Annotated in this window: 23 protein-coding genes; 9 read left to right on the top strand and 14 right to left on the bottom strand. The window is 62.9% G+C overall.

Features of this window, described 5'->3' with window-relative positions; all coding sequences use genetic code 11:
* Positions 1-24: 24 nt before the first annotated feature.
* Positions 25-1,968 (bottom strand): DUF3769 domain-containing protein, encoded by a 1,944-nt coding sequence (locus GLL_RS18740; RefSeq protein ID WP_164929343.1) that lies wholly within the window; start codon positions 1,966-1,968, stop codon positions 25-27.
* Positions 1,969-2,048: 80 nt separating this feature from the next.
* Between GLL_RS18740 and GLL_RS18745 the strand changes: the two genes are divergently transcribed.
* Positions 2,049-2,426, top strand: a complete 378-nt coding sequence (locus GLL_RS18745) for a VOC family protein (protein ID WP_011143622.1) — start codon at positions 2,049-2,051, stop codon at positions 2,424-2,426.
* 49 nt (positions 2,427-2,475) lie between these two features.
* Here GLL_RS18745 and psbI read toward each other — a convergent pair whose 3' ends face one another.
* From psbI to GLL_RS18760, 3 genes are read right to left on the bottom strand one after another with little or no spacing between them, the layout of a single operon-like run.
* Entirely contained in the window at positions 2,476-2,592 is a 117-nt protein-coding gene (gene psbI, locus GLL_RS18750; protein WP_011143623.1) for a photosystem II reaction center protein I, read from the bottom strand.
* Positions 2,593-2,634: 42 nt separating this feature from the next.
* Positions 2,635-3,531 carry a complex I NDUFA9 subunit family protein gene (locus tag GLL_RS18755; protein WP_011143624.1) on the bottom strand — a complete coding sequence of 299 codons (897 nt, stop codon included), beginning with the start codon at positions 3,529-3,531 and terminating at the stop codon, positions 2,635-2,637.
* A gap of 37 nt (positions 3,532-3,568) precedes the next feature.
* Entirely contained in the window at positions 3,569-4,204 is a 636-nt protein-coding gene (locus GLL_RS18760; protein ID WP_011143625.1) for a TetR/AcrR family transcriptional regulator, read from the bottom strand.
* Positions 4,205-4,382: 178 nt separating this feature from the next.
* On the opposite strand from GLL_RS18760, the gene GLL_RS18765 reads away from it, so the two are divergent.
* Positions 4,383-6,755 (top strand): endonuclease MutS2, encoded by a 2,373-nt coding sequence (locus tag GLL_RS18765; protein WP_011143626.1) that lies wholly within the window; start codon positions 4,383-4,385, stop codon positions 6,753-6,755.
* A 44-nt stretch (positions 6,756-6,799) separates the two neighbouring features.
* Positions 6,800-7,486 (top strand): Uma2 family endonuclease, encoded by a 687-nt coding sequence (locus GLL_RS18770; RefSeq protein ID WP_011143627.1) that lies wholly within the window; start codon positions 6,800-6,802, stop codon positions 7,484-7,486.
* Positions 7,487-7,616: 130 nt separating this feature from the next.
* Here GLL_RS18770 and GLL_RS18775 read toward each other — a convergent pair whose 3' ends face one another.
* Positions 7,617-8,117 carry a hypothetical protein gene (locus tag GLL_RS18775; RefSeq protein WP_011143628.1) on the bottom strand — a complete coding sequence of 167 codons (501 nt, stop codon included), beginning with the start codon at positions 8,115-8,117 and terminating at the stop codon, positions 7,617-7,619.
* Between the two features lie 190 nt (positions 8,118-8,307).
* Between GLL_RS18775 and GLL_RS18780 the strand changes: the two genes are divergently transcribed.
* A complete protein-coding gene (locus tag GLL_RS18780) occupies positions 8,308-8,907 on the top strand; it encodes an EcsC family protein (protein WP_011143629.1) in 600 nt (199 codons plus the stop codon).
* 3 nt (positions 8,908-8,910) lie between these two features.
* On the opposite strand, the gene GLL_RS18785 is transcribed toward GLL_RS18780, so the two are convergent.
* Together GLL_RS18785 and GLL_RS18790 are read right to left on the bottom strand one after the other, a co-directional pair.
* Positions 8,911-9,702: a PD-(D/E)XK nuclease family protein gene (locus tag GLL_RS18785; protein ID WP_164929345.1), complete on the bottom strand. Its 792-nt coding sequence runs from the start codon at positions 9,700-9,702 to the stop codon at positions 8,911-8,913.
* The gene (locus tag GLL_RS18790; RefSeq protein WP_011143631.1) at positions 9,699-11,840 is read right to left on the bottom strand and encodes an ATP-dependent helicase; all 2,142 of its coding nucleotides are present in this window, start codon (positions 11,838-11,840) and stop codon (positions 9,699-9,701) included. Before GLL_RS18790 ends, GLL_RS18785 begins: the two co-directional genes overlap by 4 nt.
* Positions 11,841-12,233: 393 nt before the next feature.
* Here GLL_RS18790 and GLL_RS18795 point away from each other — a divergent pair, with 393 nt between their 5' ends.
* The gene (locus tag GLL_RS18795) at positions 12,234-13,295 is read left to right on the top strand and encodes a hypothetical protein (protein ID WP_164929346.1); all 1,062 of its coding nucleotides are present in this window, start codon (positions 12,234-12,236) and stop codon (positions 13,293-13,295) included.
* Between the two features lie 196 nt (positions 13,296-13,491).
* On the opposite strand, the gene cysQ is transcribed toward GLL_RS18795, so the two are convergent.
* Complete coding sequence (cysQ, locus tag GLL_RS18800; RefSeq protein ID WP_011143634.1) at positions 13,492-14,316, bottom strand: 3'(2'),5'-bisphosphate nucleotidase CysQ; 825 nt, start codon at positions 14,314-14,316, stop codon at positions 13,492-13,494.
* A gap of 357 nt (positions 14,317-14,673) precedes the next feature.
* Here cysQ and GLL_RS18805 point away from each other — a divergent pair, with 357 nt between their 5' ends.
* Positions 14,674-16,116 (top strand): glycoside hydrolase family 13 protein, encoded by a 1,443-nt coding sequence (locus GLL_RS18805; protein ID WP_011143635.1) that lies wholly within the window; start codon positions 14,674-14,676, stop codon positions 16,114-16,116.
* 9 nt (positions 16,117-16,125) lie between these two features.
* Here the strand turns inward: GLL_RS18805 and GLL_RS18810 are convergent, their stop codons facing one another.
* The 5 genes from GLL_RS18810 to ileS form a co-directional block, all read right to left on the bottom strand.
* A complete protein-coding gene (locus tag GLL_RS18810) occupies positions 16,126-18,822 on the bottom strand; it encodes a hypothetical protein (protein ID WP_164929347.1) in 2,697 nt (898 codons plus the stop codon).
* A gap of 374 nt (positions 18,823-19,196) precedes the next feature.
* A complete protein-coding gene (locus GLL_RS18815) occupies positions 19,197-19,625 on the bottom strand; it encodes a type II toxin-antitoxin system VapC family toxin (protein WP_011143637.1) in 429 nt (142 codons plus the stop codon).
* Positions 19,622-20,182: a hypothetical protein gene (locus GLL_RS18820; RefSeq protein ID WP_164929348.1), complete on the bottom strand. Its 561-nt coding sequence runs from the start codon at positions 20,180-20,182 to the stop codon at positions 19,622-19,624. Before GLL_RS18820 ends, GLL_RS18815 begins: the two co-directional genes overlap by 4 nt.
* Before the next feature lie 108 nt (positions 20,183-20,290).
* Positions 20,291-21,214 (bottom strand): glycosyltransferase family 2 protein, encoded by a 924-nt coding sequence (locus tag GLL_RS18825; protein WP_011143639.1) that lies wholly within the window; start codon positions 21,212-21,214, stop codon positions 20,291-20,293.
* 1 nt (position 21,215) lies between these two features.
* Entirely contained in the window at positions 21,216-24,167 is a 2,952-nt protein-coding gene (gene ileS / locus GLL_RS18830; protein ID WP_011143640.1) for an isoleucine--tRNA ligase, read from the bottom strand.
* A 242-nt stretch (positions 24,168-24,409) separates the two neighbouring features.
* On the opposite strand from ileS, the gene GLL_RS18835 reads away from it, so the two are divergent.
* Genes GLL_RS18835 through GLL_RS18845 form a run of 3 tightly spaced genes read left to right on the top strand, consistent with a single transcriptional unit; the run spans position 24,410 to position 26,040 of the window.
* Positions 24,410-25,186: an SAM-dependent methyltransferase gene (locus tag GLL_RS18835; protein WP_011143641.1), complete on the top strand. Its 777-nt coding sequence runs from the start codon at positions 24,410-24,412 to the stop codon at positions 25,184-25,186.
* Positions 25,187-25,218: 32 nt separating this feature from the next.
* Complete coding sequence (locus GLL_RS18840; RefSeq protein ID WP_164929349.1) at positions 25,219-25,731, top strand: hypothetical protein; 513 nt, start codon at positions 25,219-25,221, stop codon at positions 25,729-25,731.
* A gap of 36 nt (positions 25,732-25,767) precedes the next feature.
* Positions 25,768-26,040, top strand: a complete 273-nt coding sequence (locus GLL_RS18845; RefSeq protein WP_011143643.1) for a hexameric tyrosine-coordinated heme protein — start codon at positions 25,768-25,770, stop codon at positions 26,038-26,040.
* Positions 26,041-26,070: 30 nt separating this feature from the next.
* On the opposite strand, the gene GLL_RS18850 is transcribed toward GLL_RS18845, so the two are convergent.
* Entirely contained in the window at positions 26,071-26,283 is a 213-nt protein-coding gene (locus GLL_RS18850; RefSeq protein WP_011143644.1) for a hypothetical protein, read from the bottom strand.
* Between the last annotated feature and the right edge of the window lie 51 nt (positions 26,284-26,334).

Consider the following 26,334-nt stretch of genomic DNA (forward strand, 5'->3'; position numbering starts at 1 on the left):
CAGCCATCGTAGCAGCGCAGGGGTTCACGGACTGCCCGGTCCGTTGCGGTTGAACCGCTCGACGCCGCCAACCACATCGGTGACCTGGTCAGGGCGACCGTAGGCGTTGGTGCCCCAGTTAAAATCATCCACCCGCAACTGAAAACCGCCGGTCTGGCGCACCGGGTTGTAAGTGATCGACAGCGAGTAGGTGCGCCGATCGAGGCTGACTGTGTAGAAGGTGTCGACGGCCCGTCCGAAGGTCAGATCGATGCCGGTCTGCACTCCAAAGCGCAGGGGACCGTAGATCTGCTGGGTGATGCCGGCGAACACTTGCTCGCGCGAAGCCACCCGGTCGAACAAAAACGGCGATTCGCCGTTCACAAAACCGTTGTTGTACGAAAGGCTGAGGGCGGTGTAATCGAGAAAGTCGCGGCTGAAGCGGCCCAGAATGCTGAACAGGCTCACGCGCCCCCCCAGGTAGCCCTGGCTGTCGCCGCTGGAGTACCACGACTGGACAAGGGTAGTCCCCACATCCAGAAACAAACCGGGGGTGACCGGTATCTGCGTAAAGCGCAGGGTCTCGCGCGACAGTGGTAAGAATTCTGCCTGCAGGAGGGTGATGGTCTTTGAAAGCGAGCCTGCCACGCGAAAGCGGCCCAAATCCGGCTGCCTATCCAGTTGCGGCTGATCGGTGTTGGCGGAGATGAGTGCGGCGTTGGCCTGGTAGGAAAGCCGCACGCCCGAGCTTCCGAGGGTGATCAGCGGCGAATCGAGGGTGATGCCGAGGTTGGATTGGGCCGTCTGAAAGCCCAGCAAATAGTTAAAAAAGCGCTCCCGGTACGCGTAACTAAAAGTGAGCGTGTGATTGCCGACGGGGACGATGTGTTCGAGGCGGGCGCGCACGCGATTTTCAAGATCGTCGAGCACTAGGCCGTTGATCTCGGAGAACAGGCGGGTGAGTTGGCCATTGTCGTACTCGACACTCAATTTGTTCTGCAGACCAAAATTTTTGGGATCCAAGAAGCTGTTGGAACTGAGGGCCTGCTGGATGTACAGCTGGGGTGAGATTTGAAAAGTGATGTTCTTGGCAAATTCGACATAAAGGTTTTGCTGGTAGTAGACGCCGCCTTTGTCGAGAAAGTCGGAGCCGACTTCGTAGGGGGGCTTGCGCTTTTCGTTGTCGATCACGCTCTCGATGGCCGGAAAGGGCATCGCGAAATTTTGATCAAAAAAAAGCGTCCCCGAATCGATCATCAGGCGGTTGCTGCCCGGACCGATTTCGCGCAACGTCGCCCGCGCGCTTACCAGCTCCAGTTCGGGCGGGTCGAACTGGTCGGGGGTGACGCGCAGATCCTCCGCGCGCCAACCTTCGGCGTTGAACACGATGCGCTTGGCCTCGAAGCGCAGGATGCCGCCCCGGGGCTTGGGCGGGGGCGGCAGTTCGGAAGCCCCGGTCAGATCGGCGGCCAGGGGCGTGTTGATGCGCACTTTGCTCTCGGCCTTGGTGTCGATGCGGCCGGTGGCATTGAGCAGGACGCCTTCTTTGCGGGCAAAGTTGTATTCCATGCGCGTACCGGCGATGCGCTGTTCGCCCTGCACCAGCTTGACGTTGCCCTCGGCAACGGCCAGACGGGTGTCCAGGTTGACTTGCATCTGGTCGGCGCTCAACAAAACCTCGCGCAGGCGCATCTTGACGTTGCCCCGGGCGGTAAAGACCCGATTGATCTGGTCGTACTGCTGGGTATCGGCATCCAGGAAAACCTCCTCGCCGGGCTTGAGCGCTCCGCCCACGGGCACCCCCTCCTCGCGCGGCTGCAGGGCGGTGTTGTCGATGCCGGTAGAAAGATCCTGGGCCTGTCCCGCCCCCTGGGCCTGCAGATCGCGGGCACGCTCAGGGGGCGGATTTTTGGCGGGCGCCTGAGGATCCGCCTGGACCAGACGCACCAGGGGCGGCGGTGCGGGCGGCAGAGCCGGAAGGTACGGCATGAACACTCCTGCTGAATGAACTCAGCATACCGAATCAGGGCTCTGCTAGCTTAAAGCTGGTTGAGACGGAGGATAGACCGATGACAGTCCAGTTTAGACACATCATGCTGATGGTCCCGGACGTGATGGCGGCAGCGAAATTCTACAGCGAAGGCCTGGGCCTGACCGTCAAAACGGCCTCGCCCGGCTGGGGAGAGTTGGAGACCGGGGGAACGATCCTTGCTCTGCACTACGCAGAAAATCCCCACCCGGCCGGCGCTTCGCCCATTCTCAGCTTCGTCGTCGATGACCTGGCTGCCACCATGGCAGCGCTCGAAGCCCTGGGAGCCAAGCTGGAAGGTCGGGTCCGCGAGCCCTCCTTCGGCAAGGTGGCGGCGATGCGCACGCCGGACGGCCATTGGCTCAGTCTGCTCCAGCCCGCCCCGGTCGGGGCCGCCATCGGCTCGGGCGCCCATTGAGTTTAGAGATTCGGGTGTCGGCCCACAAACGCCGGCACCCGGCATCTATCTACTGCCCGCTGCCCCGCCCGGGGTTGCGGCTCGGATCCCCGGACAGGAAGCCGAAGGCGAAGATGGCCACAAACAACAGCACGACGATCGTGACAACCCACTTGAGAACTTCCATCTGGGGACCCGAATATTTCTTAAACAATGATAAAGCACTGCCTTAATTTTGGAGATACTCGCGGATGCCGGTGGCCAGGTCGGTCAGCGGCATCCGCAATTCGCCGCTGAAGGGCCGCTCGGCGGTGATGTTGTCCTCCTGGAGCATCGTCAGTTGATCGGCGGTGATGGGCAACAGTTGCGGGGCAATGGCGCTACCCAGGGCGACAGCGGGCTGAACGAGGGCGATCGGAATCGAGACGAAGGGTTTGCGCACGCGCAGGTGCCGGGCCAGCAGCGCCAAGATCTCGTGCAGGCTCAACTGCTCGGGGCCGCCCACTTCGAGGATGCGGCCGTCGAAGCTCGAACTGGTGGTGCAGCGGGCGATCACTTCGGCCAGATCTTTGACCCATAAGGGTTGCAACTTGTTGGTGCCGGGGCCGATGACCGGAATAAAGGGCGGCTTGCGCACCAGATCGTTGGCCAGCAGGTTGATAAATTCGTCCCCCGGACCGAAAACCACCGAGGGACGCAAGATCACCCAGGTCAGTCCCGAGGAGCGCACCAGGGCTTCGGTGGCCCACTTGGTCTGGTGGTAGCGGGCTATGGCGTCGGGCCGAGAACCGATGGCGGAGATGTAGACGAATTTGCGCACTCCGGCCTCGGTCGCGGCCGCAAGCAGGTTGCGGGTGCCTTCGACATGGATGCGCTCGAAGGTGACCGTCGGCGGCAGTTCGCGGATGATCCCGACCAGGTGGACGATCGCGTCCACCCCGGTGCAGGCGCGGACAAGGGAGGCTTTGTCGTCCAGGTGGCCCACGACCAGGTCCACCTCCAGAGCTTTAAGCGCAGAGGTGTCCGCCCCCGAGCGTACCAGAGCGCGTACAGAAAGACCGCGCTCGCGCAGCGTTCGGGCGGTGTGTGAACCGATAAAACCGGTGGCGCCGGTAAGCAGGATCATAGATTCAACGATGCCACACCGGGAAGGATTTGGCGCTTCAGGCGGGTTCGAGGCCGCAGGAGCGCAAAAGCATCGCCAACACCGAACGCTTCCAGTGTTCGTATTGTTCGGGGTCGTCGAGGATTTCCGAGTAAAAACTCTGCATGTATTGCATCTGGGAGAAGTACGAGTAGCACAGCAGCATCCCCGCCATCAGCGTGCGGCTCACATCGCAGTCAGGACGCAGCTTACCCTGCCTCTGGGCCACCTCGAAATAATGAACCACCTGCTCAAAAGTCTGGCGGCGAAAACCGAGGTTGCTCAGCTGATTGCCCTCTCCGAGCACCTCCCAGCTGATCAGCCGCACGTAGACGCGGTGGGTGGCCAGAAAATCAAAGTAGGTGTTGAGCAGCCGCTCCAGCATCGCGGCGGGGGGCAGGTCCGTTTGCAGCACGTGGCGGCTCATCTCGATCATCGGCTTGAGGTGTTTTTCGAGCACCGCCTGGTAAAGCCCTTCTTTGCTGCCGTAGTGATAGTAGATCATGCGCTTGTTGATGTGGGCGACGCGGGCGATCTCGTCGACGCGCGTGCCCATGAACCCCAACCGGGCAAAAAAGTACTCCGCCGTCTCTAAAATGCGCTGGGCGGAGTTACTGCAGGATTTGTCGGAGACCGGTTCTGGGGTTGAATTCATTGTGGTGAGCATTGTTCTGGCGGTCCAGGTACATCAAAAGCAATTGCCAACAGTTTTGCATACCCGGGAGTCTATCGTACGGCATAGCCGCCCGGCGGCCAAAAGCAAGGGCCTGTACTACGATCGATCAAGTGGGTGCGGCTGCATCATCTTTCACGGCTCACCCGATTTGCTCATTGTGTTGTTAGCGGATCTCGGTGCTGAAACGCGCGGACTGCTGGGCTGGGCGCGCCTTTGCGCTCAGCTGGCTTCCTTCGCCCAGACCAAGGCGGCCAAAGGTGAATGCGAGACATTGTTGCCCTTCGAGGCGCGCAGCGAAGCCGAACGCTGGCTGCAGCGCGCCGAGGAGGCCCTGCGCTTGGCCGAGAGCGTCCCGGGCGGCCTCGCCTTTGACGGGGTGCACGACATTGCCTCCGACGTTGAGCGCGCCGGGCGCGGGGGTCTGCTCACCGGTGAAGCGCTGCTGGCCGTCGCCTCGACCCTGGCGGCTGCCCGCCGCCTGCGCCGGGCGATCGAAGAGCATTCCGGCCAGGCGGAGGAACTGGCGTTGTTGGTGGCCGAAGTGCGCACTTTTCCGGAACTGGAACAAGAAATTTACCGTTGCATCGACGATACCGGTGAAGTGGCCGACCGGGCGAGCGAGAAGTTGCGCGATCTGCGTTCGGGCCACCGGCGGTTGCGCGCCGAGATCCAGCGCACGCTGTTGCAACTGTTGCAGCGGCGGGCCAACTGCTTTCAGGAAAGTCTGATCACCCAGCGGGGCGAGCGATTTGTCGTCCCGGTCAAAGTCAGCCACCGCGATCAGGTACCGGGGATCGTCCATGATTCTTCCGCAAGCGGCCAGACGCTGTTTGTCGAACCGATGGCGGTGATCGATACCACCAATCGGTTGGTCGAAGGGATGCGCGCCGAGCAAGTCGAAATCGAGCGCATTCTTGCCGAACTCGCGGCCCTGGTGGCCGAGCGCGCTACGGAGCTGCTGCATCTGCATCGGGTGCTGGTGGATCTCGACCTGGCGGCGGCTCGCGCCCGCTACGCAAGCTGGCTGGGGGCGGTGCGCCCCCGCTTTGGCGAGCGCGGCTGCGGGCTGGTACAGGTGCGCCATCCGCTCCTGGTCTGGCAGGAGCGCCACGAGCAGGGTACCCCGGTGGTGCCTGTCGATCTGCCCGTTGACCCGGCGGTGCGGGCGGTCGTGATCACCGGCCCCAACACCGGCGGCAAGACGGTGACCCTCAAGACCCTCGGCCTGGTGGTGCTGATGGCCCAGGCGGGGCTATTCGTGCCCGCCCGCGATCCGGCGGTGCTGCCCTGGTTCGACCGGGTGCTGGCCGACATCGGCGACGAGCAATCGATCGAGCAAAATTTGTCCACCTTCTCCGGCCATATCCGCCGCATCGTGCGGATTCTGGCGGCCCTCACCCCCGATGCGCTGGTGTTGCTCGATGAGGTGGGGGCAGGCACCGACCCCCAGGAAGGTGCCGCCCTCGCCCGCGCCCTGTTGGTGCACCTGGCCGAGCGGGCGGGTCTGGTGCTCGCCACCACCCACTACGGCGAACTCAAAGCGCTCAAATACACCCAGTCCCACTTCGAAAACGCCTCGGTCGAATTCGATCTGGCCACACTCTCGCCCACCTATCGTCTGCTGTGGGGCATACCGGGGCGCTCGAACGCCCTGACGATCGCCGAGCGGCTCGGGCTCGACGCGCAGGTGGTGGCGGTGGCCCAGGCGAGTCTGAGCGAGGGCGACGTCGAACTCGACCGGGTGATCGGCGCTCTGCAGGAGCAGTTGCAGATCCAGGAGGAGCAGGTGCGCTCCACCACCCGATTGCGGGGCGAAGTCGAGCGGCTGCAATCGGATTTGCTCAGGCAGCAGGTGCTTCTCGACGCGCGCGAGGCGGCCCTACGCGCCCGCCAGGACCAGCAGGTGCGCGAGGTGGTGGCCGAGGCCCGCGCTGAAGTAGCCCAGGTGATCCGCACCCTCCAGCGCGGCGATGCCACCGCCCAGCAGGCCCAGCAGGCTTCCGAGGCGCTCAAAGCCGTTGGCGAAGCGTACCTGGGCGAGGAGTCCGCCGCCCCGGCCGAGTACCGCCCCCAACCGGGAGACAAAGTCGAGATCGTTCCGCTCGGCCAGATGGGTGAAGTGCTGAGCCCTCCCGACAACGGCGATCAGGTGCGTGTGCAGGTGGGTATATTAAAGCTCACCGTACCGGCAAGCCAACTGCGTCGCCCCGGTAGCCCGGCGACCCGGCCCAAACCGCGGCCCCAGGCTGAAGTTCCCCGTCCGCCTTCACCGCCCAAGCAAGAACCGCTGGTGCGCACCGAAGCGCAGACGATCGATCTCAGGGGGCGGCGCGTCGCCGAGGCGGAAGCGCTCCTGGAGCCGGAACTGAACCGCCAAAGCGGGCCGCTCTGGATCATCCACGGCCACGGCACCGGCAAGCTGCGCGACGGCATCCACGAAATCCTCGAACGCCACCCGCGCGTCGCCCGCTTCGAATTTGCCGATCGCACCGAGGGCGGCAACGGGGTGACGGTGGTGTTTTTGAAGTAGTCCAGGCAGGCGGATAAAATGGGCGCAATCCTTCAGGCCCTGCCATGCCTTCGGTCGAAACACCCGTCGTTTATCCGGACTCGGACGGCCTGCCCATGGCGGACAACACCCGGCAGTTCGAGTGGATCGTCTATATCAAGAAGGGCCTCGACGTGGTATTCGTGGCCGATCCGACGGTGTTTGTCGCCGGGGATTTGCTGTGGTACCCGGTGGAAGGCTGGCCGGATCTGCGTGCCGCTCCCGACGCCATGGTCGTCTTCGGCCGTCCCAAGGGCGACCGCGGCTCCTACCAGCAGTGGAAAGAGGACAACAAGCCGCCTGCGGTGGTCTTCGAGGTGCTCTCACCGGGCAACACGCCCTCCGAGATGACCCGCAAGTTCAGCTTCTACGAGCGCCACGGCGTCGAGGAATACTACATCTACGACCCGGATCGCTTGACCCTGACGGGGTTTACACGCGAAGGCCAGTTTCTGGCAGATGTGCCGACGATGACGGGTTGGACGAGCCCCCGCCTGGGGGTGCGCTTCGATCTCGATGCGGACGGCAACCTGGAATTGTTCCGCCCGGACGGCAGACGCTTCGAGACGTTCGAAGCACTCACCGAGCGGGCCGAGCGCGCCGAACAGCTCGCTGAGCAGGCCGTACAACGTGCCGAGCAAGCCGAGCAACGGGCGGCGCGTCTGGCGGAATTGCTCAGGCAGCAGGGTATCGATCCCGCAGACCTGCCGTAATTCACCGCCATGCTCGCCGTCGTCTTCGAGAACTCTTTGCCCGTCGTCGAAACCCGTGACGAGCCTGGTTGGATAGGCGGGCGGGTGAACCCGGCGTGCTCAAGGTGCTCATCGACAACGCCGCCGGGAGCTATTGAGCTTCGGGCAGATAGCGGCTCAAGATCTCCTGCAGCCGGGCAAACGGTGCCGAGGCGGGGTCGATCTTGATGGCGCAGTTGGAGATCGACTGGGAACCCTGGTTGGTGTAGAAGGTGTAGGAAGCGTCCTGACCGTCGGAAGCCGAGGGACATTCGCCGTCGGTGCGGTTGGAGCGAATTTGTGGGTAATCGGCGGCGTTGATCTGTTCGAGCAGGGCCGCAAGATCTGCCTGACTCATCGATTTTTCGACCGTTTTGCCGCTGCGGTCGGTGAATTGGATATGCCCGCTGCGGTCGATGAGATAGGTGCTCTGGCAGGGGCCGTCCTGGCAACGGCCGCCGCTGAGCTTGTAGCGCACCAGCAGCGGCGCGGAGGGCGAGCTTTTGGCTACCGTGGATCTGGCGGGCGGTTCGGCCAGGGCGGGGAGGGCGGCGGCAAGCACCAGCAGGCAGAAGCCCAATCCGGTGTTTTTGATATCGATTGGCTGAATCATCGGTTTGCAATGGATGGGAAGCTGAGCAATTTCGAATCTTAGCGGTTAGCTCTGACCACAGACCCGGACCGAAAAAACATGCAACAAACCGGTGGATGGAGGAAGCCTTCTGTCCGCGGAGGGGGAGCAACGGCGACGAACTGTGCTGTACTGAGAGCAACGGCATTACCGGTGTGCAAAGGCAGAAACCATGAACGATACGCTCCGTTGGATCGAGCAGGCCACGCAGCAGGCGGGGCGGACCGTGGAGACGATTGTCGAGAACCCTTTCGTGCGGACGGTGGGTGGCGCCGTCGGTCTGGGCAATATCCTGCGGGCTGTCGAGCGGGTCAACGTCGATGAGGTGGAGGCGGAGGCGGACCGCTTCCGCAACAAATACCCCGGCGAGGGCCCGGCGGAGTTGGCCCGGCGCATTGTGAGCGAAAAAGCGCTCTTCGCGGGCGGTCTGGGCCTCGCGAGCAGTGTGGTGCCGGGATTTTTGGCGGGACTGCTGGCTATTGATCTTGCGGCCACGTTGCTGCTGCAGGCCCAGATGATCTATCAGATTGCGGCGGTGTACGGTCTGGATCTGCAGGCTTCCGAGCGCAAGGGCGAGGTGGTGATGATCTTTGCCCTCGATTTTGGCGGCGGCCGGGTGCTGCGCCTGGGCCTTGGACCGCTCACCAAATTGCCGATCGTGGGCCAGGTGGTCGGCGCCGGTACCAATGCGGCGACTTTTTATTCGCTGGGTCTGGCCGCCTGCCGCTTCTACGAAGCGAAACTGGCCGCCCCGACTCCCACAGCGGCCTGATCCTCAGGCAGGGCCGTCGATTTGCGGTTCGAGCGGTGCAAAATCCTGCGGCTCCCAGCTCCGAAACGGCATCGGACCCTCGGGGCGCAGGCCATAGCAGCGGGTCCGAAAAAGGCAACCGGAGCAAACCTGCAGATCCGCGCTCATCGGGTAGCCGGTTGCGGCAAAACGCTCCAGCCGTTGCAGCGCCAGGGTCAGTACCCGGCGATCCGCCTCAAAAGCGGGTGGGCTGTAGTTCAGTGTGTAAGGCCGGGCCGGTGCGTTTGCAAACCAGACCACCAGCCGCAGGTCTGCGGGATCCATGGGCCTGCCCCCCACCAGGCGTTCGCCCGCCAGGCAGAGAATGGTCCTGGCCAGCCGCAGCTGCCAATCCTCCAGCAAGTCGCCATCCTCGGGGCGTTCGAGATCGGTATTCCAGATAAAGGCGGTCAGCTGCTTTTCGTGGAGGCTCAGCCGGTTGAGGTGGGTGCTGATTCGCCAGGAGCCGAGCCGCACCCATAAAGGGTACTCAAAGAACGGCTGTCCCTGGGGATGGGAGTGGGGACTTTCGGTAAAACGTTCCCACCAGATTTGCACCTGAGCTCCAGCGGCGGCGAGCAGCGGCTCGATTCGCCGGTTCTGAGCCGCCAGTTCCACCAGCCGGCAAAATCTGCGGTGCGCCTGCCCTTGCTGTTCGGACGCCTCGAAGCCCTCGCCGGAACCGCCGAGGCGGTCGAGGTACAGATAACGAAACAGCCTTGCACAGCGCTCGGCCGCGTCGAGGGCCGGGGCCGACAACAGGACCGGTGCGTTCATCGGCGGCTGTCGAAGCACTGGAGCACCTGGAAAAGGCGCGAGGGCCTCTGCTCGCGGCCGAACAGGTCGCGCGTGGCGACACTCAACACCAACCGCCGGCGGGCGCGGGTGATCCCGACGTACAGCAGCCGCAGCTTCTCTGCCGCCAGATCCAAAAAGGCCTGCTCGGTCGCCGAGGTGTGCCCGCGGCGCAGACGGGCACTGGCGCGCAGTTCGGAGAGGGCCTCGGCGCGCATGTCGAGGCCATCCAGAAAATAGAGTCCCACCGGCCGATCCTCGCGCAGTACCGGGTATTCGTAAGCTGAAATCCCGGTCAGAAACACCTCGTCCCATTCGAGCCCCTTGGCCCGATGGGCGGTGGCGACGGTGATCGCTCCGGGTTCGGGGGCGAAGTGAAACGCCTCGGAGGGCAAGTTGTTGAGCGAACCGTCGAGGATGGCCCGGATCTCGTCGGCAACTTCCTGCCAGTCGACGGCCGGCCGCTCCCCGAGGGTGCGTTCGAGCTGATCGACCACGTAGTGCCCCAGGTAGATTTCCGCACTGCTGCGGTAGAGGGTCTGCACCACCAACCGCAGACTATCCGCCCGGGGGCTGCGGGTGGCCAGCAGCCACCCGGCAAGGGTGGAGCAAATCTTTTGCCAACCGGCCCGCTCCTCGGCAGCCACCGGCAGGGCTATCTCCGAACCGAAAACCGGAAACAACAGCTTCTCCGGGGCAATGCGCAGCAGCCGCGGTTGGGCGCCGGCGACTTGTCGGCGCCCCAGCCCCGCCCAGTCCGCCAGCGATTCTATCGCCGCCGCCAGTCGCACCGGCGAGGAGGGTTGGGCAAAAAACTCGGCCATCACCCGCAGGCGATCGATAAGTTCGCGCTGGGTCGGGTTGCTGCGCAACAGATCGAGGGTACGCACACCGGCAAAGCGCTGCAGTTGGCGCAGAACCTGCGCACCCAGTTCGTTGGTACCCACCAGCACCGCAAAACTGTGCTCCGGGCGCGCCGCCAGCGCTTCGGCCGCGCAGCGGGCCACAGAGGCAAGCTCCTCTTCGGGCGGACCGCACACCACTTCAAAGTGGAGGGCGGCTTCGCTGTCGCCGGGATTGGCAGGACCGCTGCTCGCGGTGCGGATATGCTGGCGAACCAGGGCGCCGCGCAGGCTGGGGTTGGGATGGTCGGAAGCTGCCCAGTCGACCAGGGCGTTGGCAAGCGCAATGATCATCGGAGCGGAGCGGCTGGATTCTTCGAGGACGACCCGCCGGCTGAGGCGGCAGAAGCGCCGAAAAAAGCGCGGCTCGGCGGTGGTAAAAGTGCTCATGATGCTCTGGTTGGGATCGCCCACCCGCACCAAATTGCCGCTGCGGGCACTCAACAAATCCAATAGACGCTCCTGCAGGGGCGAGCTGTCCTGCGACTCGTCCTCGAACAGGTAGTCGTACCACCCTTCGACCTCGCCGCGCACCCCGGCGTCGCGCTCGATCAGATCCACCGCCCGCCAGGCCAAATCGTCGTAGTCGAGCTTGCCCGCGCGCAGCAGTTCCGCCTGGTAGCTGCGGTAGATGCCCAAGGCCCAGGGTAGAAAACCCGCCTGCACAGGTTCGATCGCCTGCGGGGGGAGACGGTAGTTTTTGGCGGTGCGGATCACCTCGCGGCACATTGCTTTGAAACCGCGTCCAAAGGCGGCGCGGTTGCGCGCGGCGCGCTCCGCCTCGGCAGTCGGCGGCAGAAGCGGTTCCCAGATTTCGGAATGGTTGCGCAGCCAGGCCTGGGTAAGACGGCTGATGAAGCGCTCCTGCTCATAGCCTTCGAGCACATCGATCGCCGCCAGGCCCAGTTGCCCCTGAAAGTGCTGCAGCACCTTGAGCGCCAGCGAGTGCAGGGTAAAAGCCTCCAACCGACCGGCCACCCCCCCTTCCCACAGTTGCCGGTTGATGCGGCCGGTCAAATTGGCCCGAGAGGAGCGCATGAAGGTAAACACGCCGATGCGCTCGGGAGGCACCCCCCGCCGAATCACCAGTTCGGCGATCAGCGCTTCGAGGGTGAAAGTCTTGCCGCTGCCCGGCACTGCCGAGATGCCCAGCCGCCCCCCACTGTAGTGCAGCACCTCCCGCTGGGCCGGGCGTAAGGTTGCTTCGTACGCCGGCATTGGCCCTCCCCTGGACAGATGTCCCTAGCATACGGTAACTGTGCCTGCGTCTGCAGCCCCCGTTGCAGGTACACCTGCTCAGCAGATACTTATTCGGGAATACTCACTCAGGTGAAAGTTTATTCATTTTTTGCTCAAAACCATTGATAATTCGGAAGTTCTACTCTGGCTTTTTGTTGCTTAAACGGGTGGCATTTTTCTTTATAGTCAATTTTATTCGGCAGCCGGCACGACAAATATAAAATCGCTTTTCTGTCTGATTAGCCCAAGCAACTCCCCCCATGAGAGGTTCCGATGCTCATTAAGCGCGTGTTCGTTGCTGCTGTTGTTGGTGTTGTAGTAGTTGGTGCGCTGCTGTGGTATCGATTGGTGTCGGCTGTTGCGCAGTCTGCCGTGGGGGATGTTCTTGTCTCCGATCTCGACATCGATTTGATTGACCCTGAGTTCGACCAGGCTTTTGATCGCTTTACCTGGGTCGACAATCAGGGGAAAGTCTGGATTGGCAAAGTCGATCCCAAGACCGGCAATTTCACCCCACCTTCCGGCCAGAGCGTTCTGATCGATACGGGAGCCGCACCGACCGAACTGGTCGGCAATGGTCCGGAGTGGGTTTACACCAGCTCCGGTGCTCAGATTGTCTACACCAGATACGAAGAGGGCCGCCTGGCTCTCGCCCGCGCCCGCTTCGACAACGGCAATTGGACCGCCGGTCTGCTGGAGGCCGGCAGTGGCCGTTATGCCCCTTTGGGCAGCCTCGACGAGGGCGACGGGCAGCCCAGGATTAGTTATGTCGGACGCAATGAAGAGCGCAAACTGGTGACGTTTTGGCGCCACCTGGACAACCCGGACAGCGAAGCGGAAGTGCCCGGTTCAGAGCCGCCCGGTGGACGCTGGGTAGAAGGCATGCGCTCTATCGTGCTCACCCAAAAAGTGGGCACCGGCCGGCAGGGATTCCTCTACAACGTTGATACCCAGATTCTGGAGCAACTCACTTTCGATGCGGGCGTCAAAAAAACGATCATCATGTGGAAAGCCCCCGAGTACAACAACGAATATCTGTTTTTTGTGCTCATCAATGAGACCAACATCGGGGTCTACCGCAAGACCAGCGGCACCTGGAAGAAGATCTATACCGTCGATCCCCCCTCCAAAGGCGAGTACCTCTGGTCACCGGAGGTCTTCGTCCACAACGGCAAATCCTATATTTTTATGGTCACCTCCACCAGCCGGGATCAAAAAAGCAAAACGATCCCCACCGACATCTGGCTTGCCGGCATCGACTCGACGTCTGCTTTCTATCGCCGGATTAGCGACACCACCGAACGGGTGCGCAAAGATCCCGAAGTCTACATCACCGAACTGGGACCGTTTGTGTACTTTTTGGATTACATCGAGCCCCAAAGCCAGGCCACGGCCATCTACCGTGCGGATACCGGCCTCGGTCCGGCCAATTGAGCGCTCAGACTTTGTGGATGAGCTGCCAGCCGACCACGATCAAAATCGAGTAGAGCGTGACCTGTAAAGCGGTGCGCGGGAACATCTTGCACAAACGGGTGCCGATGAGTGCCCCCGGCATGGACTGGGTCCATTTGGACCAAAAGTAGCGCGGGGCACTTCTGGCACCCCGCGCTTGAAGCGACTGCAGATACACTCAGAGCCGTTCGACGATCTGGGCTCTCAGTTCAGGGGGCAGATCGCCCAGCACGGCAAAATACGGATTGAGCAGGTCGGCTTTGTTGTACTGGAGCGTTTCACCTTTGAGGTTGGTGACGGTGCCGCCGGCCTCGACCACGACGCTGTGGGCGGCGGCGGTGTCCCATTCCATAGTCGGGCCGTAGCGCGGATAGAGGTGCGCGGCCCCTTCGGCCACCAGGCACAGTTTCAGGGAACTGCCGATGGAGATGACATCGATATCGCCCAGTTCGCGCAGTTTGGCAAGAAATGCCTCGGTCTCAGCACCACTGTGGGAACGGCTGGCGACCACCAGCATCGGGGCGCTCGCGGGTACGGCCGCCCGGATGGGCTGGGCCGCGGCCGCGGCGGTTTGCTTGAAGGCGCCCAGGCCGCGGGCCGACCAGTAGGTCGTCTGGACGGCCGGCGCGTGCACCACCCCCGCCACCGGCTCGCCGTCCTCGATCAAGGCGATGTTGACGGTGAATTCGCCGTTGCGCTTGATAAATTCTTTGGTGCCGTCGATCGGATCGACCAGCCAGAAGCGCGACCAGGTCCGGCGCTCCTCATAGGGCTTCGAGCGGGATTCCTCGGAGAGCACGGGCAGATCCGGGGTCAGTTTGGTCAGCTCGCCGACAATCAGCCGGTGGGACACCAGGTCCGCCTGGGTCAGGGGCGAGTTGTCCTCCTTGTAGACTGTACCGACATCCGCCTGGTTATAAATTTCCATAATCGCTGCTCCCGCCCGCCTGGCGAGATCGACGACCTGCTGAATCAGTTGGGTAGATAGTGTCAAGCTTTGCATCGAGCCTCAAGCTCCATAGAAGTGGTCCGGACAAAGGACGGCAAGGCGGCCCGGATCGCCGAAGGCGTGCACCGATCGCAGCCTACCACTGTTGGCCGGCTAGCGGGGACAGGATCGGGCTTGCAGGAACCCCGCGGTGACCAACAACTCCCGATCGAGAGTTTCGACACAAAACACCGGGACGTATCCTTGATCGGTGTGGCCGTGCAAGCTGGCACTCAGACCGCAATCTTCAGGCGCGCAAAAGCGACCGCGGCTGGTGGGGCAAACCGGCTTGCGATTCATCGCAAGGGGTCCAAAGTGCTTGCAAGTCTGTCCAATTCTGAGAGTCAAGCGAGATTTCAAGGAAACACACCTATGCAGATTCACACACCGAACTGGGTAAAGCACGCTATCTTCTATCAGATCTTTCCGGACCGCTTCTCCCGCACCCAGCAGTTAAAACAAAAGCTGTTGCAGGCGGTCTCCTTCGAGGATTGGGCAGCCGCCCCGACCCTCTACGGCTATAAAGGCGGCGATCTGTGGGGGGTAATCGAAAGACTCGATTACCTGTCGGATTTGGGCATCAACGCCATCTATTTCACTCCGATATTTCAATCGGCGAGTAACCACCGCTACCATACCCACGATTACTATAGAGTCGATCCGCTGCTGGGAGGAAACGAGGCGTTCAAGGCATTGCTCGATGCCGCCCACGCCCGCGACATCAAAGTGGTGCTCGACGGTGTATTTAACCACGCGAGCCGCGGTTTTTTCTTCTTCCACGACATCCTTGAAAATGGTCAACTCTCCCCGTGGCTCGACTGGTTCAAGATCGAAGGCTGGCCCCTCTCGCCCTACAATGTCGAGCAGCCCGCCAACTATGCCTGCTGGGACAACAACCGTGCCCTGCCCCAGTTCAACCATGCCAATCCGATGGTGCGCGAGTACATTATGGAGATTGCCGAATACTGGATCAAAGCGGGTATCGACGGCTGGCGCCTCGATGTGCCCGCCTGTGTAGAGGCGGAAGGTTTCTGGCAGGAATTTCGCGAGCGCGTCAAGGCAATCAATCCTGAAGCCTACATCGTCGGCGAAATCTGGGAGGATGCCCGCCAGTGGCTCGACGGCACCCAGTTCGACGGGGTGATGAATTATCTGTTTGCCGCCCCGACCATCGCCTTTACGGCCGGGGATCGCGTCCAGGTGCAGTACGTGCAGGACCGTTCCTACAGGCCCTACCCGGCGCTGTTCGCCGTTGAGTACAAAGAGGCAATCGACAAATTGTTGGGGCTGTACGACTGGGAGATCCAGCTGGCGCAACTCAACTTGCTCGATAGCCACGACACGGCCAGGGTACTGACCATCGCCGGGGGCGACCGCGCGAGTGTAGAACTGGCGACACTGCTGTTGCTCACCTTTCCCGGGGCGCCCAGCATCTACTACGGCGACGAGGTGGGCCTGCCCGGCGGCATCGACCCTGATTCGCGCCAGGGTTTTCCTCCCGAATCGCAGTGGAACGGCGAACTGCTCGCGCTGCACCGCGACTTGATCGCCCTGCGCCACCGCCACGAAGCGCTGCGCATCGGCAAATACAAAAGCGTCTATGCCTCCGGCCAGTGCTATGTCTTCGAGCGCCGCCTGGAGGCGGAAGTGCTGTTGGTGGCCGTCAACGCCGGGACCGAACCGGCGCGCGTCACCCTCGAAGCGCCTGGGGAAACCTACCCGCGCAAAGTGCTCTTCGGTCCCGGCCAGGTGGAAGCCGCCGAAGGGCATCTGGAATTGAGCCTGCCGGCCCGCAGCGGTCTGGTGCTGGGGTAGATAGACGTACTACGCCGCTTCTTCGGATTCGGCGGCGAGGGCTTCTTCCTCCGCCAGTCGGGCCGCCTCTTCTTCGGCTGCGATGCGCGCTTCTTCTTCGGCTTGAAGCCTCGCTTCTTCCTCCGCCTGCAACCTGGCTTCTTCTGCTGCTGCTTGCTGGGCTTCGAGTTCCGCCTGCTGTTGCGCTTCTTGTTCTTCGGCCTGCTGCTCCAGCAGTTGTGCCTCAGGATCGCTCTGCAAGGTTTCTTCGCCAGTTTGCCCAGGCTGTGGCTCCAACCAGCCTGAAGGATCGTCTGTTACCGGTTCGAAACTGTCCTGCAGAGCCTCCAGGTCCTCGCTGAAGCCAAAATCCTGGACAGGCGCTTCGAGCAGATCCGCCGACGCTTCGGCTTCAGTATTTTCGAGCGTTTCGGTGGGTAGGGTGAAACTGTCGTCGAAGAAATACTCCGGGCTCTGGCCTTCGGGATCTGCCGGCTGCTCGCCGTCGGGCAGTTGCGGATCTTGGAGGCCGTTTGCGTCCTCGACACTATCCTCCATCTGCTGCGCATCGGGTGGGGTGCCTTCGCGAAACTCCCCCTCCGCCTCCAACCGATTGCGGGCTTCATCCAACAGCGCCTCCGCCCGCTCTGCCTCGGTGATCACACCGCTTTCAACCAGTTCGCTCAGGTTGGTGTCGGGGTTGGCCAGTTGTTCCGGCGTCGGAGCAACTGGCACCGGCGGGGGAACTGGAACCGGGGTAGGAGCGGGTTGAGGTGCAGGAACCACCGGCTCCATCCGGTCCGTCGGCGCGGGAACAGGTGTGGGTTCAGGTTCGGTGAGCGGCTCGACCGACGGGAAGGGTTCGGGCTGCGGCTCGATCAAACCGGTTGGATCATCGGCCGGATCGTCGGTGGTTTGATCGCTCGTCGGATTGGTGGTTGAATCGCTTGCCGGATCGGTAGCTGGATCGCTGTCCGGGTCGTCGGTCGCAGTGCTTGGCGGCGGGTCCTCCACGGCCACAGGCTCCGGCGCGGGCACCGGTTCGACCGGCGGTGGATCGACCGGGGCAGGTGGCGGATCGGCGAAGGGGTTGATGCCGGATAGAAAATTGCCGACAGTATCGATGGCCTGGGCACCAAAGTCGAGCAGGTTCTGGTTGTCCTGCTGGACATCCGCCGCCGCCGCCAGATAAGTATCGCCATTGGTAAAGTCCTGCCAGGCGCCGCCGAGGCCCTCCTGCACCTGCTGCCAGGCGCCGCCCCAATCTCCCTGCTGTACTGCGTCGAGCGCTTCTGAGCCGTTGGTCCACAACTGCTGCCCTGCTGCGATGCTGTTGACCCCGAAGGCGGCGACGGTCTCATCGAGGCCGCCGGCGACGAAGTCCCCGGCGTCGCGCAGAAACTCCATGCGGCCCATGAAGTTCTCGCCGGCGTGCTCCCCCGCCACCTTCAAGTCCTCCCACATCGTCGCTCCGGCGGTCTGCAGATCGCTGCCAACCTCCTGTAGCTGACCCAGGGCCGCCTGGCCGTCGTCCCAGCCCAGGCCGTCGCTCAGGTCCACGGCTCCCACCGCATCGACGACGCCCTCGACGACGGCACCGCCGCCCCCGACGACGACACCGTTCCAGAGCGCACCGATCGTCTCGTCTATCGCGTCGCCCACCAGCAGTTGACCGCCGGTGTAGATGGCGGCGGCGGTGCCCACCACCGGTGAGGCCGCCACCGCCGCCGCCCCCGCCCCGACGCGGCCCAGCACTCCCGACAGGGGCATGTTGGAAGCCACCTGACCGATCCTGGCGATGCCCGAAGTCGCCCAGGCGGGCATCGTGCCCGCCTGGATGAACTGGGCGCCGGCTTTGATGCCGCTGCCGATGCCGTCGGCGATGCGTAGGCCCGCTTCGACGTCTTTGCCGTTCCACTGGCCGTCGGTCAGTTCGCTGATGCCCACGCCGATGTTGGCCAGACTGCCCACCCCGTAGCCGAGCCCTTCGACGTGGGCGGCATTCTTGGCCACATCTCCGGTGCGGCCGAGGACGTTGGCGATCGTGTTGGCCAGGCCGGGGGCATTGTTCTTGGCGCCCTGGGCCGCTAATTTACCGACCCCCAGCGTGGTGTAAGCCGCCGAGGAGCCCGTGTAGGCCGCTCCCCGGACATAGTTGCCTTCAGAGAAAGCGTCGTGGGCCCGAAAGCCGTCGCCCAGCCCCATAAAAAGCGAGCCGCCGCCGGTGCCGGTGATCGATTTGACCTCGTCGGAAGGTTTGGCGGTCCAGGGGTTCATGTTGAGCGCCGGGTTGCGCAGGTCGGTCCCCCGATAGCCCAGGGTATTCATCACCCGGCCGCTCGAATTGAGCAGATGGCCGGCGGCCTCGTCCCCGTCTCCGGCTTTGCGGGCGTCCAGGTAGTTGCCAAAGGACAGACCGACGCTCGTCAGGTTCAAGTTGGCGCTCGCCCGGTTGATAACTTCCTGTTTCTCCTGCTTGAGGGTCGCCTCACGCTCCCTGTCGCCCTGCAGCTTTGCGTCGACTTCTTCGTACTTGTTGCGGCCGTCGAACACCCGGGCCGGTCCCCCCAGCCCGCGCCGACCGAACACCGCGGTTTCTTCCCCCTGTTGACCGAGGGGGAAGCGGTCCCGCATACCCAAACCCATGTCGGGATGCTGTTTATCGTCCGGTTGCGGCGGGGTGCCGCCAGTACCGTCACCACCTTGATCTTGGGAATTACTGGACATGCTTCCACCTCTAGAGACGCCTGCCACCTGCTGCGGTTGTGCGGCCTGAGCGCACTGCCCGGTTCTGTGCCCCGGCAACAGGACACCCGGTTTTTTAGGGGGGGGATGGCGAATCTGTAAGCCCCCATAGGCATGACAGCACCGCCCGCAGCGGTGTTGGAGCGCAGCCGTTTGCGCTTGACGTTCCTGCGATCATTGTTATAGCTGTCGCCTAGATCCTTAGGACACATGGATCAAGTGCCTATGAACTCGGACATGGTCAAAAAGTCCTAGCCTAAGTGGCGACAGCTATAATAGTAATTTTTGGTGCGACTCTCCATGAAAAAGCCCTTTCCCGGTGAAGGGCCAGGGGCGACAGCCGACACCGGCACTACTTACGGCACTTGCACCAGGGCCGCAACGTCCGCTCCCAGGCGCAGAAAGTCCTGAGCATTGAGTGTCACGATGCAGTCCACCCTAGCTTTGAGGCCGGCGCGGGCAATGAGTGCGTCATACACAACGGCGCCATGCAGACCCAACGCGCCCATGCGGGTGAACACTGCCAGGTGATCCGTCTCATCGAGACCTACGGCCTTGAAATTGGCCAGCAGTTGCTTGATTGCACGCTCTGCGCTTTTGGGACTCAGTTGCGGCCGCGCGACGCCGGTCATGAACCGGAAATACTCGCTGAGCGATTGGAGGCAGACGTATCCTTCATCGCCTCCCGAAATGATGCCCTGCATGACAGGTAGGCACCGCCCATGCGCCGGATGGCCTGGTACAGTCCCGGCGATGAGGATATTCGTGTCGATAAGAAGTCTCACCCTTCGCGCAGTTTGCGCAGGGCAGCCACCAAGTCTTCATCGACCTGGGTGTGGACGAGCGGCAGACCATCGACAATTTCGAGTCGAGCGCCCGCTTGGTCATGGTTCTGGTGACTGCCGACGGTATTGTTGTTACCTGTGACGATGTTGCTGCCGCTGACATTGCCGCCGATGGCCACGGAGCGCTCTCCATTGGCAGTCACAGTCCGCCTCCTCTGGCCCTGTCCCCACAACCGGGCGATTTCATCAGCAAGTTCCGGATTCTCGTTCAACAGCTTTTTGATTTGCTGGCGCAAAGCGGCTTGAGCGTCCTGGTCGTTCGGCGCAGCTAGAACATCCTGCGCGGCTTCCACAGCAACGGCCTTAGCTTCCATCTTTGGCCAGAGCCTGCTCCACAGCGTTTTCGCTTGACTCCAGGCATCGGCCCCCAGCGCTTTGCCCGCCGCTTCGGCGGCCTGCTTCGCGGCATCCTTGGTCAGGGCCAACAGATGAGGCAGAAAAGGGGATAAAAATACTGTCACTTCTCTCGACAGGGTGGCCAAAACGGCGGGATCCATGGAAAAGCTCACAAGACAAAAGGTCTGCTTCAATCTTAGGGGCGAAATTGGCTTGGGAAGGGATGCCTGTGACGGTGCGCAGCTGATGTTTCTAGGTTCCACCGAGACTCAAGGACGTTCACCCTTGCGTGCTCGAAAGTCGTGCACCCCGGCGATAAGCGGGGCAATGAGGGCGCGCTGCGGTCGGCGCAACAAGGACCATAACAGTACTTTGCCACCAACTCGCACTGCGAAGTTGGCGCGGGCGGTGATGCGCTGCAGGGGGCTGCACCAGCGGTCGATGAAGTAAAGATTGTTGCGAGCGTCGTAGTAGGCGTGGGTGGGTGAGAGGCCGTCGGCCCCGCGCGCTGAAGAACCCTCGCGGTGCCAGACGCGCGCCTCGGGGACGAACAATAGCCGGTAGCCCCGGCGGCGGGCCTGCAGGCACCAATCGACATCCTCAAAGTATAGAAAATACTTTTCAGGAAGCAGCCCGACCCGCTCGAAGGCGGCACGGCGCACCAGCAGGCTGCAGCCGGTCAAAAACGCCACCGGCCGGGGCGGGCCGCCAAACTGGCCGCGATCGGTCTGGCCGCGACCGATATGCCAGGTCACCCCCCGCCAGAGTGAGACCGCCCCGCCGGCAAACCAGACCACCTCCGGCCGATCTTGCTCGTAGATCAGCGAGCCGCAGGCGGCGGCGTCCGGATGGCGCTCGGCAACATCCACCAGGGCGGCCAGGGCGGTCGGGTGGGCGGTGGCGTCGTTGTTGAACAACCATACGTACCGGGCTCCGAGGGCCAGAGCATAACGGATCGCGACATTGCAGCCGCCCGCCCAGCCCAGGTTGGCCCCGCTCTGCAATACGGTGGCCCGGCCCGCGAGCGCCTCGCGCAGCCGTGCTTCCGAACCATTGGGCGAGGCATTGTCCACCACGACCACCTCTGGAAGCAAGCTCTGCGCCAGTAGCGACTCGACCGCCCGGAGCGTGTCGCCGTCGTTACACCAGTTGACCAGGACTGCAAAGACCCGGTCTCCGGCGTCGTTGGACATTCTAGAACGCCCCGGCCAGAGCTGAGACGCACCGCTCGCACAGCGTCGGGTGCTCGGCATCTTCGCCGACATGGACCGAGTAGTTCCAGCAGCGCTCGCACTTTTGACCGTCCGCATCGAGTACAATTACCGCCGCCCCTTCCTCGACGGACACCTCGGCCGGGAGTTCGTCCAGCAGTTCCACCTGCGAGACGATGAACAAATAGCGCAACTCGTCTTTTTGGCGGGCCAGTTCGTCCGTCAGGGCCGGGTCTTCGACGTGCAGTCGAATTTTGGCTTCCAGCGAGGAGCCGATGCGTTTGGCGTTGCGGGCGGCTTCGAGGGCGATGTTCACCCGGTCGCGCAGGACAATCAGCCCTGGCCAACGATCGACCGTGAGCGGTTGGAACCACTGGGAGTGATCGACCGGCCAACCTGCCTCAAATACCGAAGCGTCGCTTCTGGGGTAGGGCAGATGCTGCCAGATATCCTCCGCCAGGTGCGGCAGCACCGGGGCAATCAGCCGGGTGAGGCTTTCGAGCACACGGTAGAGCACCGTCTGGCAGCTGCGGCGGCGCAGGGACACTTCGGCACTGATGTAGAGGCGGTCTTTGGAAATATCCAGATAAAAATTCGACAGATCCGCCACGCAGAAGTTCTGGATGGTCTGGAAGAAGCGCGAGAACTGGTAACTTTCAAAAGCCTGGGTGACTTCGAGATGCACCACACTCAGGCGGTGCAGGAGGTATTGATCGACTTCGCCCAGCGAATCGAAGGCCACCAGGTCGCGCTCCGGTACGAAGTCGTTGAGGCTACCCAGCAGGTAGCGCGCCGTGTTGCGGATCTTGCGATACACTTCGGCTATCTGGGCAAGCACGCTGGGGCCGACTAGCTGATCGCTGGTGTAATCGACCGAGGCAACCCAGAGGCGCAGCACGTCCGCCCCGTAGGCGGGGTGCTGCTTCTGATTGGCCCCGCCGTCGATAACCAGTTTCGGGTCCACGACGTTGCCGAGAGACTTGGACATCTTGCGGCCGTGCTCGTCGAGGGTGAAGCCGTGGGTGATCACGGTTTTGTAAGGGGCGGTGCCCTCGGTGGCCACACAGGTGAGTAGGCTCGACTGGAACCAGCCGCGGTGCTGATCGGATCCTTCGAGGTAGACATCGGCCGGGTAGTGCAACTCGGGCCGCCGGCCGAGCACCCCGGCCCACGAAGAACCCGAGTCGAACCAGACGTCCATGATGTCTTTTTCTTTGCGAAAGGCGGTGCCGCCGCAGTGGGCGCAGGCGATCCCCGGGGGAAGCAGCTCGCTTGCTTCTTTTTGCCACCAGATGTCGGAGCCGTGGACGCGCACGGCCGCCTGCACCGCTTCGACCGACTCCTGGGTAAGCAGCACGTTGGCGCAGTTTTCGCAGTAGAAGGCCGGAATCGGCAGTCCCCAGGCGCGCTGGCGGGAGATGCACCAGTCGTTGCGCCCGGCCACCATGGCGGTGATCCGGTTCTCGCCGCTGGCGGGGATCCATTCGGTCTGGGCAATGGCGCTCAGTGCCTGGGGGCGAAAATCGGAGACCGAGGCGAACCACTGGGTGGTGGCCCGAAAGATGGTCGGTTTTTTGGTGCGCCAGTCGTAGGGATATTTGTGGACGTAGGCTTCTTCTTTGAGCAGCGCTCCCGCCGCGCTGAGCGCTTCGATGACCGCCTGGTTGCCGTCGCTGAGCACCGCCTTGCCGGCAAAGACCGGCAGGTTCTCGCGGCGGTCGCTATCCGCCTCGCGGGTGAAGCGGCCGTAATCGTCCACCGGCGAGAGCACCCCGAGGTTGTAGCGCTGGGCCAGCTCAAAGTCCTCACTGCCGTGGCCGGGGGCGGTGTGCACCGCCCCTGTGCCCGATTCGGTGGTGACGTGATCGCCCAGGACGATTGGGCTGGTGCGGCGGAAGAGTGGGTGAGCCAGGAGGCTGCCCTCCAGTTCGCGGCCTCTGAAGGTGGCAATCGTCTCAAAGCGGGTGGCGAGCGTCCCTGCCAGCCGCTCCACCAGTTCAGCCGCGACGATGAGCAGGCCGTGCTCGTCGCTTGCCACCAGTGCGTAGTCGAGTTCGCCGTTGAGCGCCACCGCCAGGTTGCCCGGCAGCGTCCAGGGAGTTGTGGTCCAGATGGCTACGGCGATCTCGGGAAGGTCGTCGCGCTCACCCAACAGCGCATCGATCAGTTCTTCTTCGCGGTCGTGAAAAGCGCTCAGGCGCGGCAGCAGTTCGGCGGCCATCACCGTGGCGGTCTCGGGTGCCGCGATGGAGATAAGCGGGAACTTGACGTAGACCGAGCGGGAGGTGTGGGCGGGGCTGCCGTCGTCCTTGGTCGGGTACTCCAGTTCTGCTTCTGCCAGAGCAGTCTGTGAACTGGGGCTCCAGTGGACGGGTTTGAGGCCCCGGTAGATATAGCCTTTGAGGGCCATCTTGCCGAAGACCCCGAGCTGAGCCGCCTCGTACTCCGGCTGCAAGGTGAGGTACGGGTGATCCCAATCGCCCCAGACGCCGAAGCGCTTGTAGCTCGCGCACTGCGACTGCACGGTGCGCTGGGCGAAATCGCGCGCCCGCGTGCGCACATCGAGGGGCGTCAATTGCGAGCGCTCCGCCTGGGAGAGATCCTGCAGCACTTTGAGTTCAATCGGCAGCCCGTGGCAGTCCCAGCCGGGCACGTAGCGCACCCGCCGCCCCTGCAACAGCTGGTAGCGGTTGATGATGTCCTTGAGGATCTTGTTGAGGGCGTGGCCGACGTGCAGCTCGCCGTTGGCGTAGGGCGGCCCGTCGTGCAGGATAAAAATTTCGCCGGGGTTTTCCTGGGCAAGACGTCCGTAGATGCCCTGCTCTTCCCAGAACCGCTGAATCTCGACCTCGCGGGTTGAGGCGTTCGCCCGCATCGGAAAATCCGTCTTGGGCGTGCGGACGGTCTGCTTGTAGTCGACGGGGGTCTGGGTCACGGGGTGGTTTCCTAACAAAAGCGCAATCTTTTCTTCAGTTTAGGGGAGGGCAGCCCCTGCCGACAGCGGGGCCGATTGCGAGATGTGCCTTTGTGCAAGACTTTCGCGCTTGTCACCACGGGATGGCGAAGACCGCAAGCACAACATCCCCACCCGGCAGGGCGCCTTTATGAGCTAGCTCAAGGACGCCGGGCCGCGGGCTCTGTGAGAGTACAGACAGCTGCGCAACGGAGACAACACCCATGACCAGCGGAACATTCAACATGCAAACCGCCCCCGGCTACCAGATCCTGGCGGTGGCGGGCAAGCAGACCTTGCGGCCGGGGGGCCGATCTGCCACCGAGCAACTGTTGGTCTGGGCCGACTTTCAGCCTGGCCAGACACTTCTGGAGCTGGCTTCGAGCTTTGGCCACAGCGCCATCGACCTGGCCCGCCGCTTTGGGGTGCGGGTGGTGGGCGTCGAGAAGAACCCTGCGAGCGTCGAGCGCGCTCGCGCCAACGTCCGGGCCGCCGGGCTCGGCCATCTGGTGCAGATCGTCGAAGGCGACATTTTTCGCCTGGAGGCGATCGACGAGCGCTTCGACTACGTGCTGGCGGAGGCCATTCTCACCATGCAGCCCCCCGCGGCCAAGGCCAATATTCTCCGGGCGGTGGCGAACCACCTCAAACCCGGCGGCAAATTCTTGAGTCACGAGGTGGCCGTGGGTGGGCGCGAGGAGGAGATCCACCGCGAACTGTCGCGGGTGATCCGGGTGAACGCTGCGCCGCTGAGCGAGCGGGGCTGGATCGCCGAGTCCGCCCGGGCGGATCTGCGGGTAAGCCACCACCTTACCGGTCCGATGGCCCTGCTCACCCCCGCCCAGGTGCTGCGCGACGAAGGTATCGCGGGCACCGCCCGGATTCTCTGGAACGTGGCCACCCGGCCTGCCCTGCGTGAGCGGGTACTGGCAATGCGCGGCGTCTTTTCCCGCTATCGCGCCGATCTGGCCTACATCGTCCTGTGCGCCGTCGCCGGTTAGCCCGGCGCTCAACCTTTCAACAAGGATTTCTCATGCGTAACACCTTTGCCCAACACCTCGAACTGTCCGCAGTCCAAGTCGAGCAACTGCTTGCCCTGGATCTGGCCGGACTGGTCGAATCGCCCGCCTTCGGCTGCAAACTCGCGTGTCTCGATATCGACCTGCTGCGCCAATCGCTGCCCGTGGCCAGGGAGCTTCTCATCCAGAAGCTTCCGGCTTTCTACGACTGGCTGCAAAGCGAACTGGGGGTGGAGCGCGTCCCCGACAGTCCCGACCACACCGCCCGCTGGGTGGTGGGTTTCCTTAACAACCAGGAGAGCCTCCATCGCCTGGTCGAGTTGCACAGCACCGTCCCGGCTGCGGCCCTGGAACTGTCGATCCCCCGGCTGGTCGGATTTTTTGAGGTGGTCGAGGACGAAGCGATCCGCAAGCAATGGCAGGCGGTCCTTGCCGCTCTGTGCCTGGTGCTCGTGGTTGGGGCGCGCAGCCGCAGCACAGCCCCGAGCGCGCCGTGTCTCTGTGCCGAAACCGTCCCTTCGCCTTAAGCCCGAGCGCACCTACCCATTTGAGGAGAAAAACCGATGAGTAATGCCACCGCGATTCCCCACGTCGTTCCCGCCGAGATCACCCTTGTTCCGGACAATACGCTGATTACCGCCACTGCCGAAGAGGGGAGGCAACTGGCGGTGAAAATGGCGCGTCTGATCATCAAGCTCACTCAGCCGGACGAAGAAAAGCGCAAACAGCTGCGCGAGGTCTACGGCAACGACGCGATGATGCTGATTGCCGTCGGCCAGGTCGTCGCTGCCGAGTTTGCGACTATCGCTGCTGCCAACAATTATTGGCGCAGGTAGAGACCGAGCGTGCACTGCAAAGTGCCAGGGTCAGGGCATGGTGCGCAAGCGCACTTCGTCGTCTCCTGCCCTGGCCATGATATTGCGCAGCAAAGAACCGAAAACCCGCCAGCCTACGAGACTGAGGCTCGCAAGACGGGCAGCAAGCAGTAAATCTTCCAGGAGGACTTGCGCGATGCCGTCGAAATCGATGGCATGGCCCAGGATACCCGGCCCGTCACCCTTGAACCTGGGTAAATACATTCGTTTTGTCGAATCAAACTTCAAAAGCTCACCTAAATAGTGTTTTGGCGT

The sequence above is a fragment of the Gloeobacter violaceus PCC 7421 genome, assembly GCF_000011385.1.
In the GTDB taxonomy this organism is placed as follows: Bacteria; Cyanobacteriota; Cyanobacteriia; order Gloeobacterales; family Gloeobacteraceae; genus Gloeobacter; species Gloeobacter violaceus.

Excerpts from the sequence above, each read along its gene's own strand:
- GLL_RS18740 (WP_164929343.1), bottom strand. The coding sequence starts at position 1,968 with ATGCCGTACCTTCCGGCTCTGCCGCCCGCACCGCCGCCCCTGGTGCGT.
- GLL_RS18775 (WP_011143628.1), bottom strand. The coding sequence starts at position 8,117 with ATGATTCAGCCAATCGATATCAAAAACACCGGATTGGGCTTCTGCCTG.
- GLL_RS18770 (WP_011143627.1), top strand. The coding sequence starts at position 6,800 with ATGCCTTCGGTCGAAACACCCGTCGTTTATCCGGACTCGGACGGCCTG.
- GLL_RS18760 (WP_011143625.1), bottom strand. The coding sequence starts at position 4,204 with ATGAATTCAACCCCAGAACCGGTCTCCGACAAATCCTGCAGTAACTCC.
- GLL_RS18840 (WP_164929349.1), top strand. The coding sequence starts at position 25,219 with ATGCGTAACACCTTTGCCCAACACCTCGAACTGTCCGCAGTCCAAGTC.
- GLL_RS18845 (WP_011143643.1), top strand. The coding sequence starts at position 25,768 with ATGAGTAATGCCACCGCGATTCCCCACGTCGTTCCCGCCGAGATCACC.
- GLL_RS18745 (WP_011143622.1), top strand. The coding sequence starts at position 2,049 with ATGACAGTCCAGTTTAGACACATCATGCTGATGGTCCCGGACGTGATG.
- GLL_RS18790 (WP_011143631.1), bottom strand. The coding sequence starts at position 11,840 with ATGCCGGCGTACGAAGCAACCTTACGCCCGGCCCAGCGGGAGGTGCTG.
- GLL_RS18810 (WP_164929347.1), bottom strand. The coding sequence starts at position 18,822 with ATGTCCAGTAATTCCCAAGATCAAGGTGGTGACGGTACTGGCGGCACC.
- cysQ (WP_011143634.1), bottom strand. The coding sequence starts at position 14,316 with ATGCAAAGCTTGACACTATCTACCCAACTGATTCAGCAGGTCGTCGAT.
- GLL_RS18850 (WP_011143644.1), bottom strand. The coding sequence starts at position 26,283 with ATGTATTTACCCAGGTTCAAGGGTGACGGGCCGGGTATCCTGGGCCAT.
- GLL_RS18780 (WP_011143629.1), top strand. The coding sequence starts at position 8,308 with ATGAACGATACGCTCCGTTGGATCGAGCAGGCCACGCAGCAGGCGGGG.
- GLL_RS18785 (WP_164929345.1), bottom strand. The coding sequence starts at position 9,702 with ATGAACGCACCGGTCCTGTTGTCGGCCCCGGCCCTCGACGCGGCCGAG.
- GLL_RS18820 (WP_164929348.1), bottom strand. The coding sequence starts at position 20,182 with ATGGATCCCGCCGTTTTGGCCACCCTGTCGAGAGAAGTGACAGTATTT.
- GLL_RS18825 (WP_011143639.1), bottom strand. The coding sequence starts at position 21,214 with ATGTCCAACGACGCCGGAGACCGGGTCTTTGCAGTCCTGGTCAACTGG.
- psbI (WP_011143623.1), bottom strand. The coding sequence starts at position 2,592 with ATGGAAGTTCTCAAGTGGGTTGTCACGATCGTCGTGCTGTTGTTTGTG.
- GLL_RS18835 (WP_011143641.1), top strand. The coding sequence starts at position 24,410 with ATGACCAGCGGAACATTCAACATGCAAACCGCCCCCGGCTACCAGATC.
- GLL_RS18755 (WP_011143624.1), bottom strand. The coding sequence starts at position 3,531 with ATGATCCTGCTTACCGGCGCCACCGGTTTTATCGGTTCACACACCGCC.
- GLL_RS18805 (WP_011143635.1), top strand. The coding sequence starts at position 14,674 with ATGCAGATTCACACACCGAACTGGGTAAAGCACGCTATCTTCTATCAG.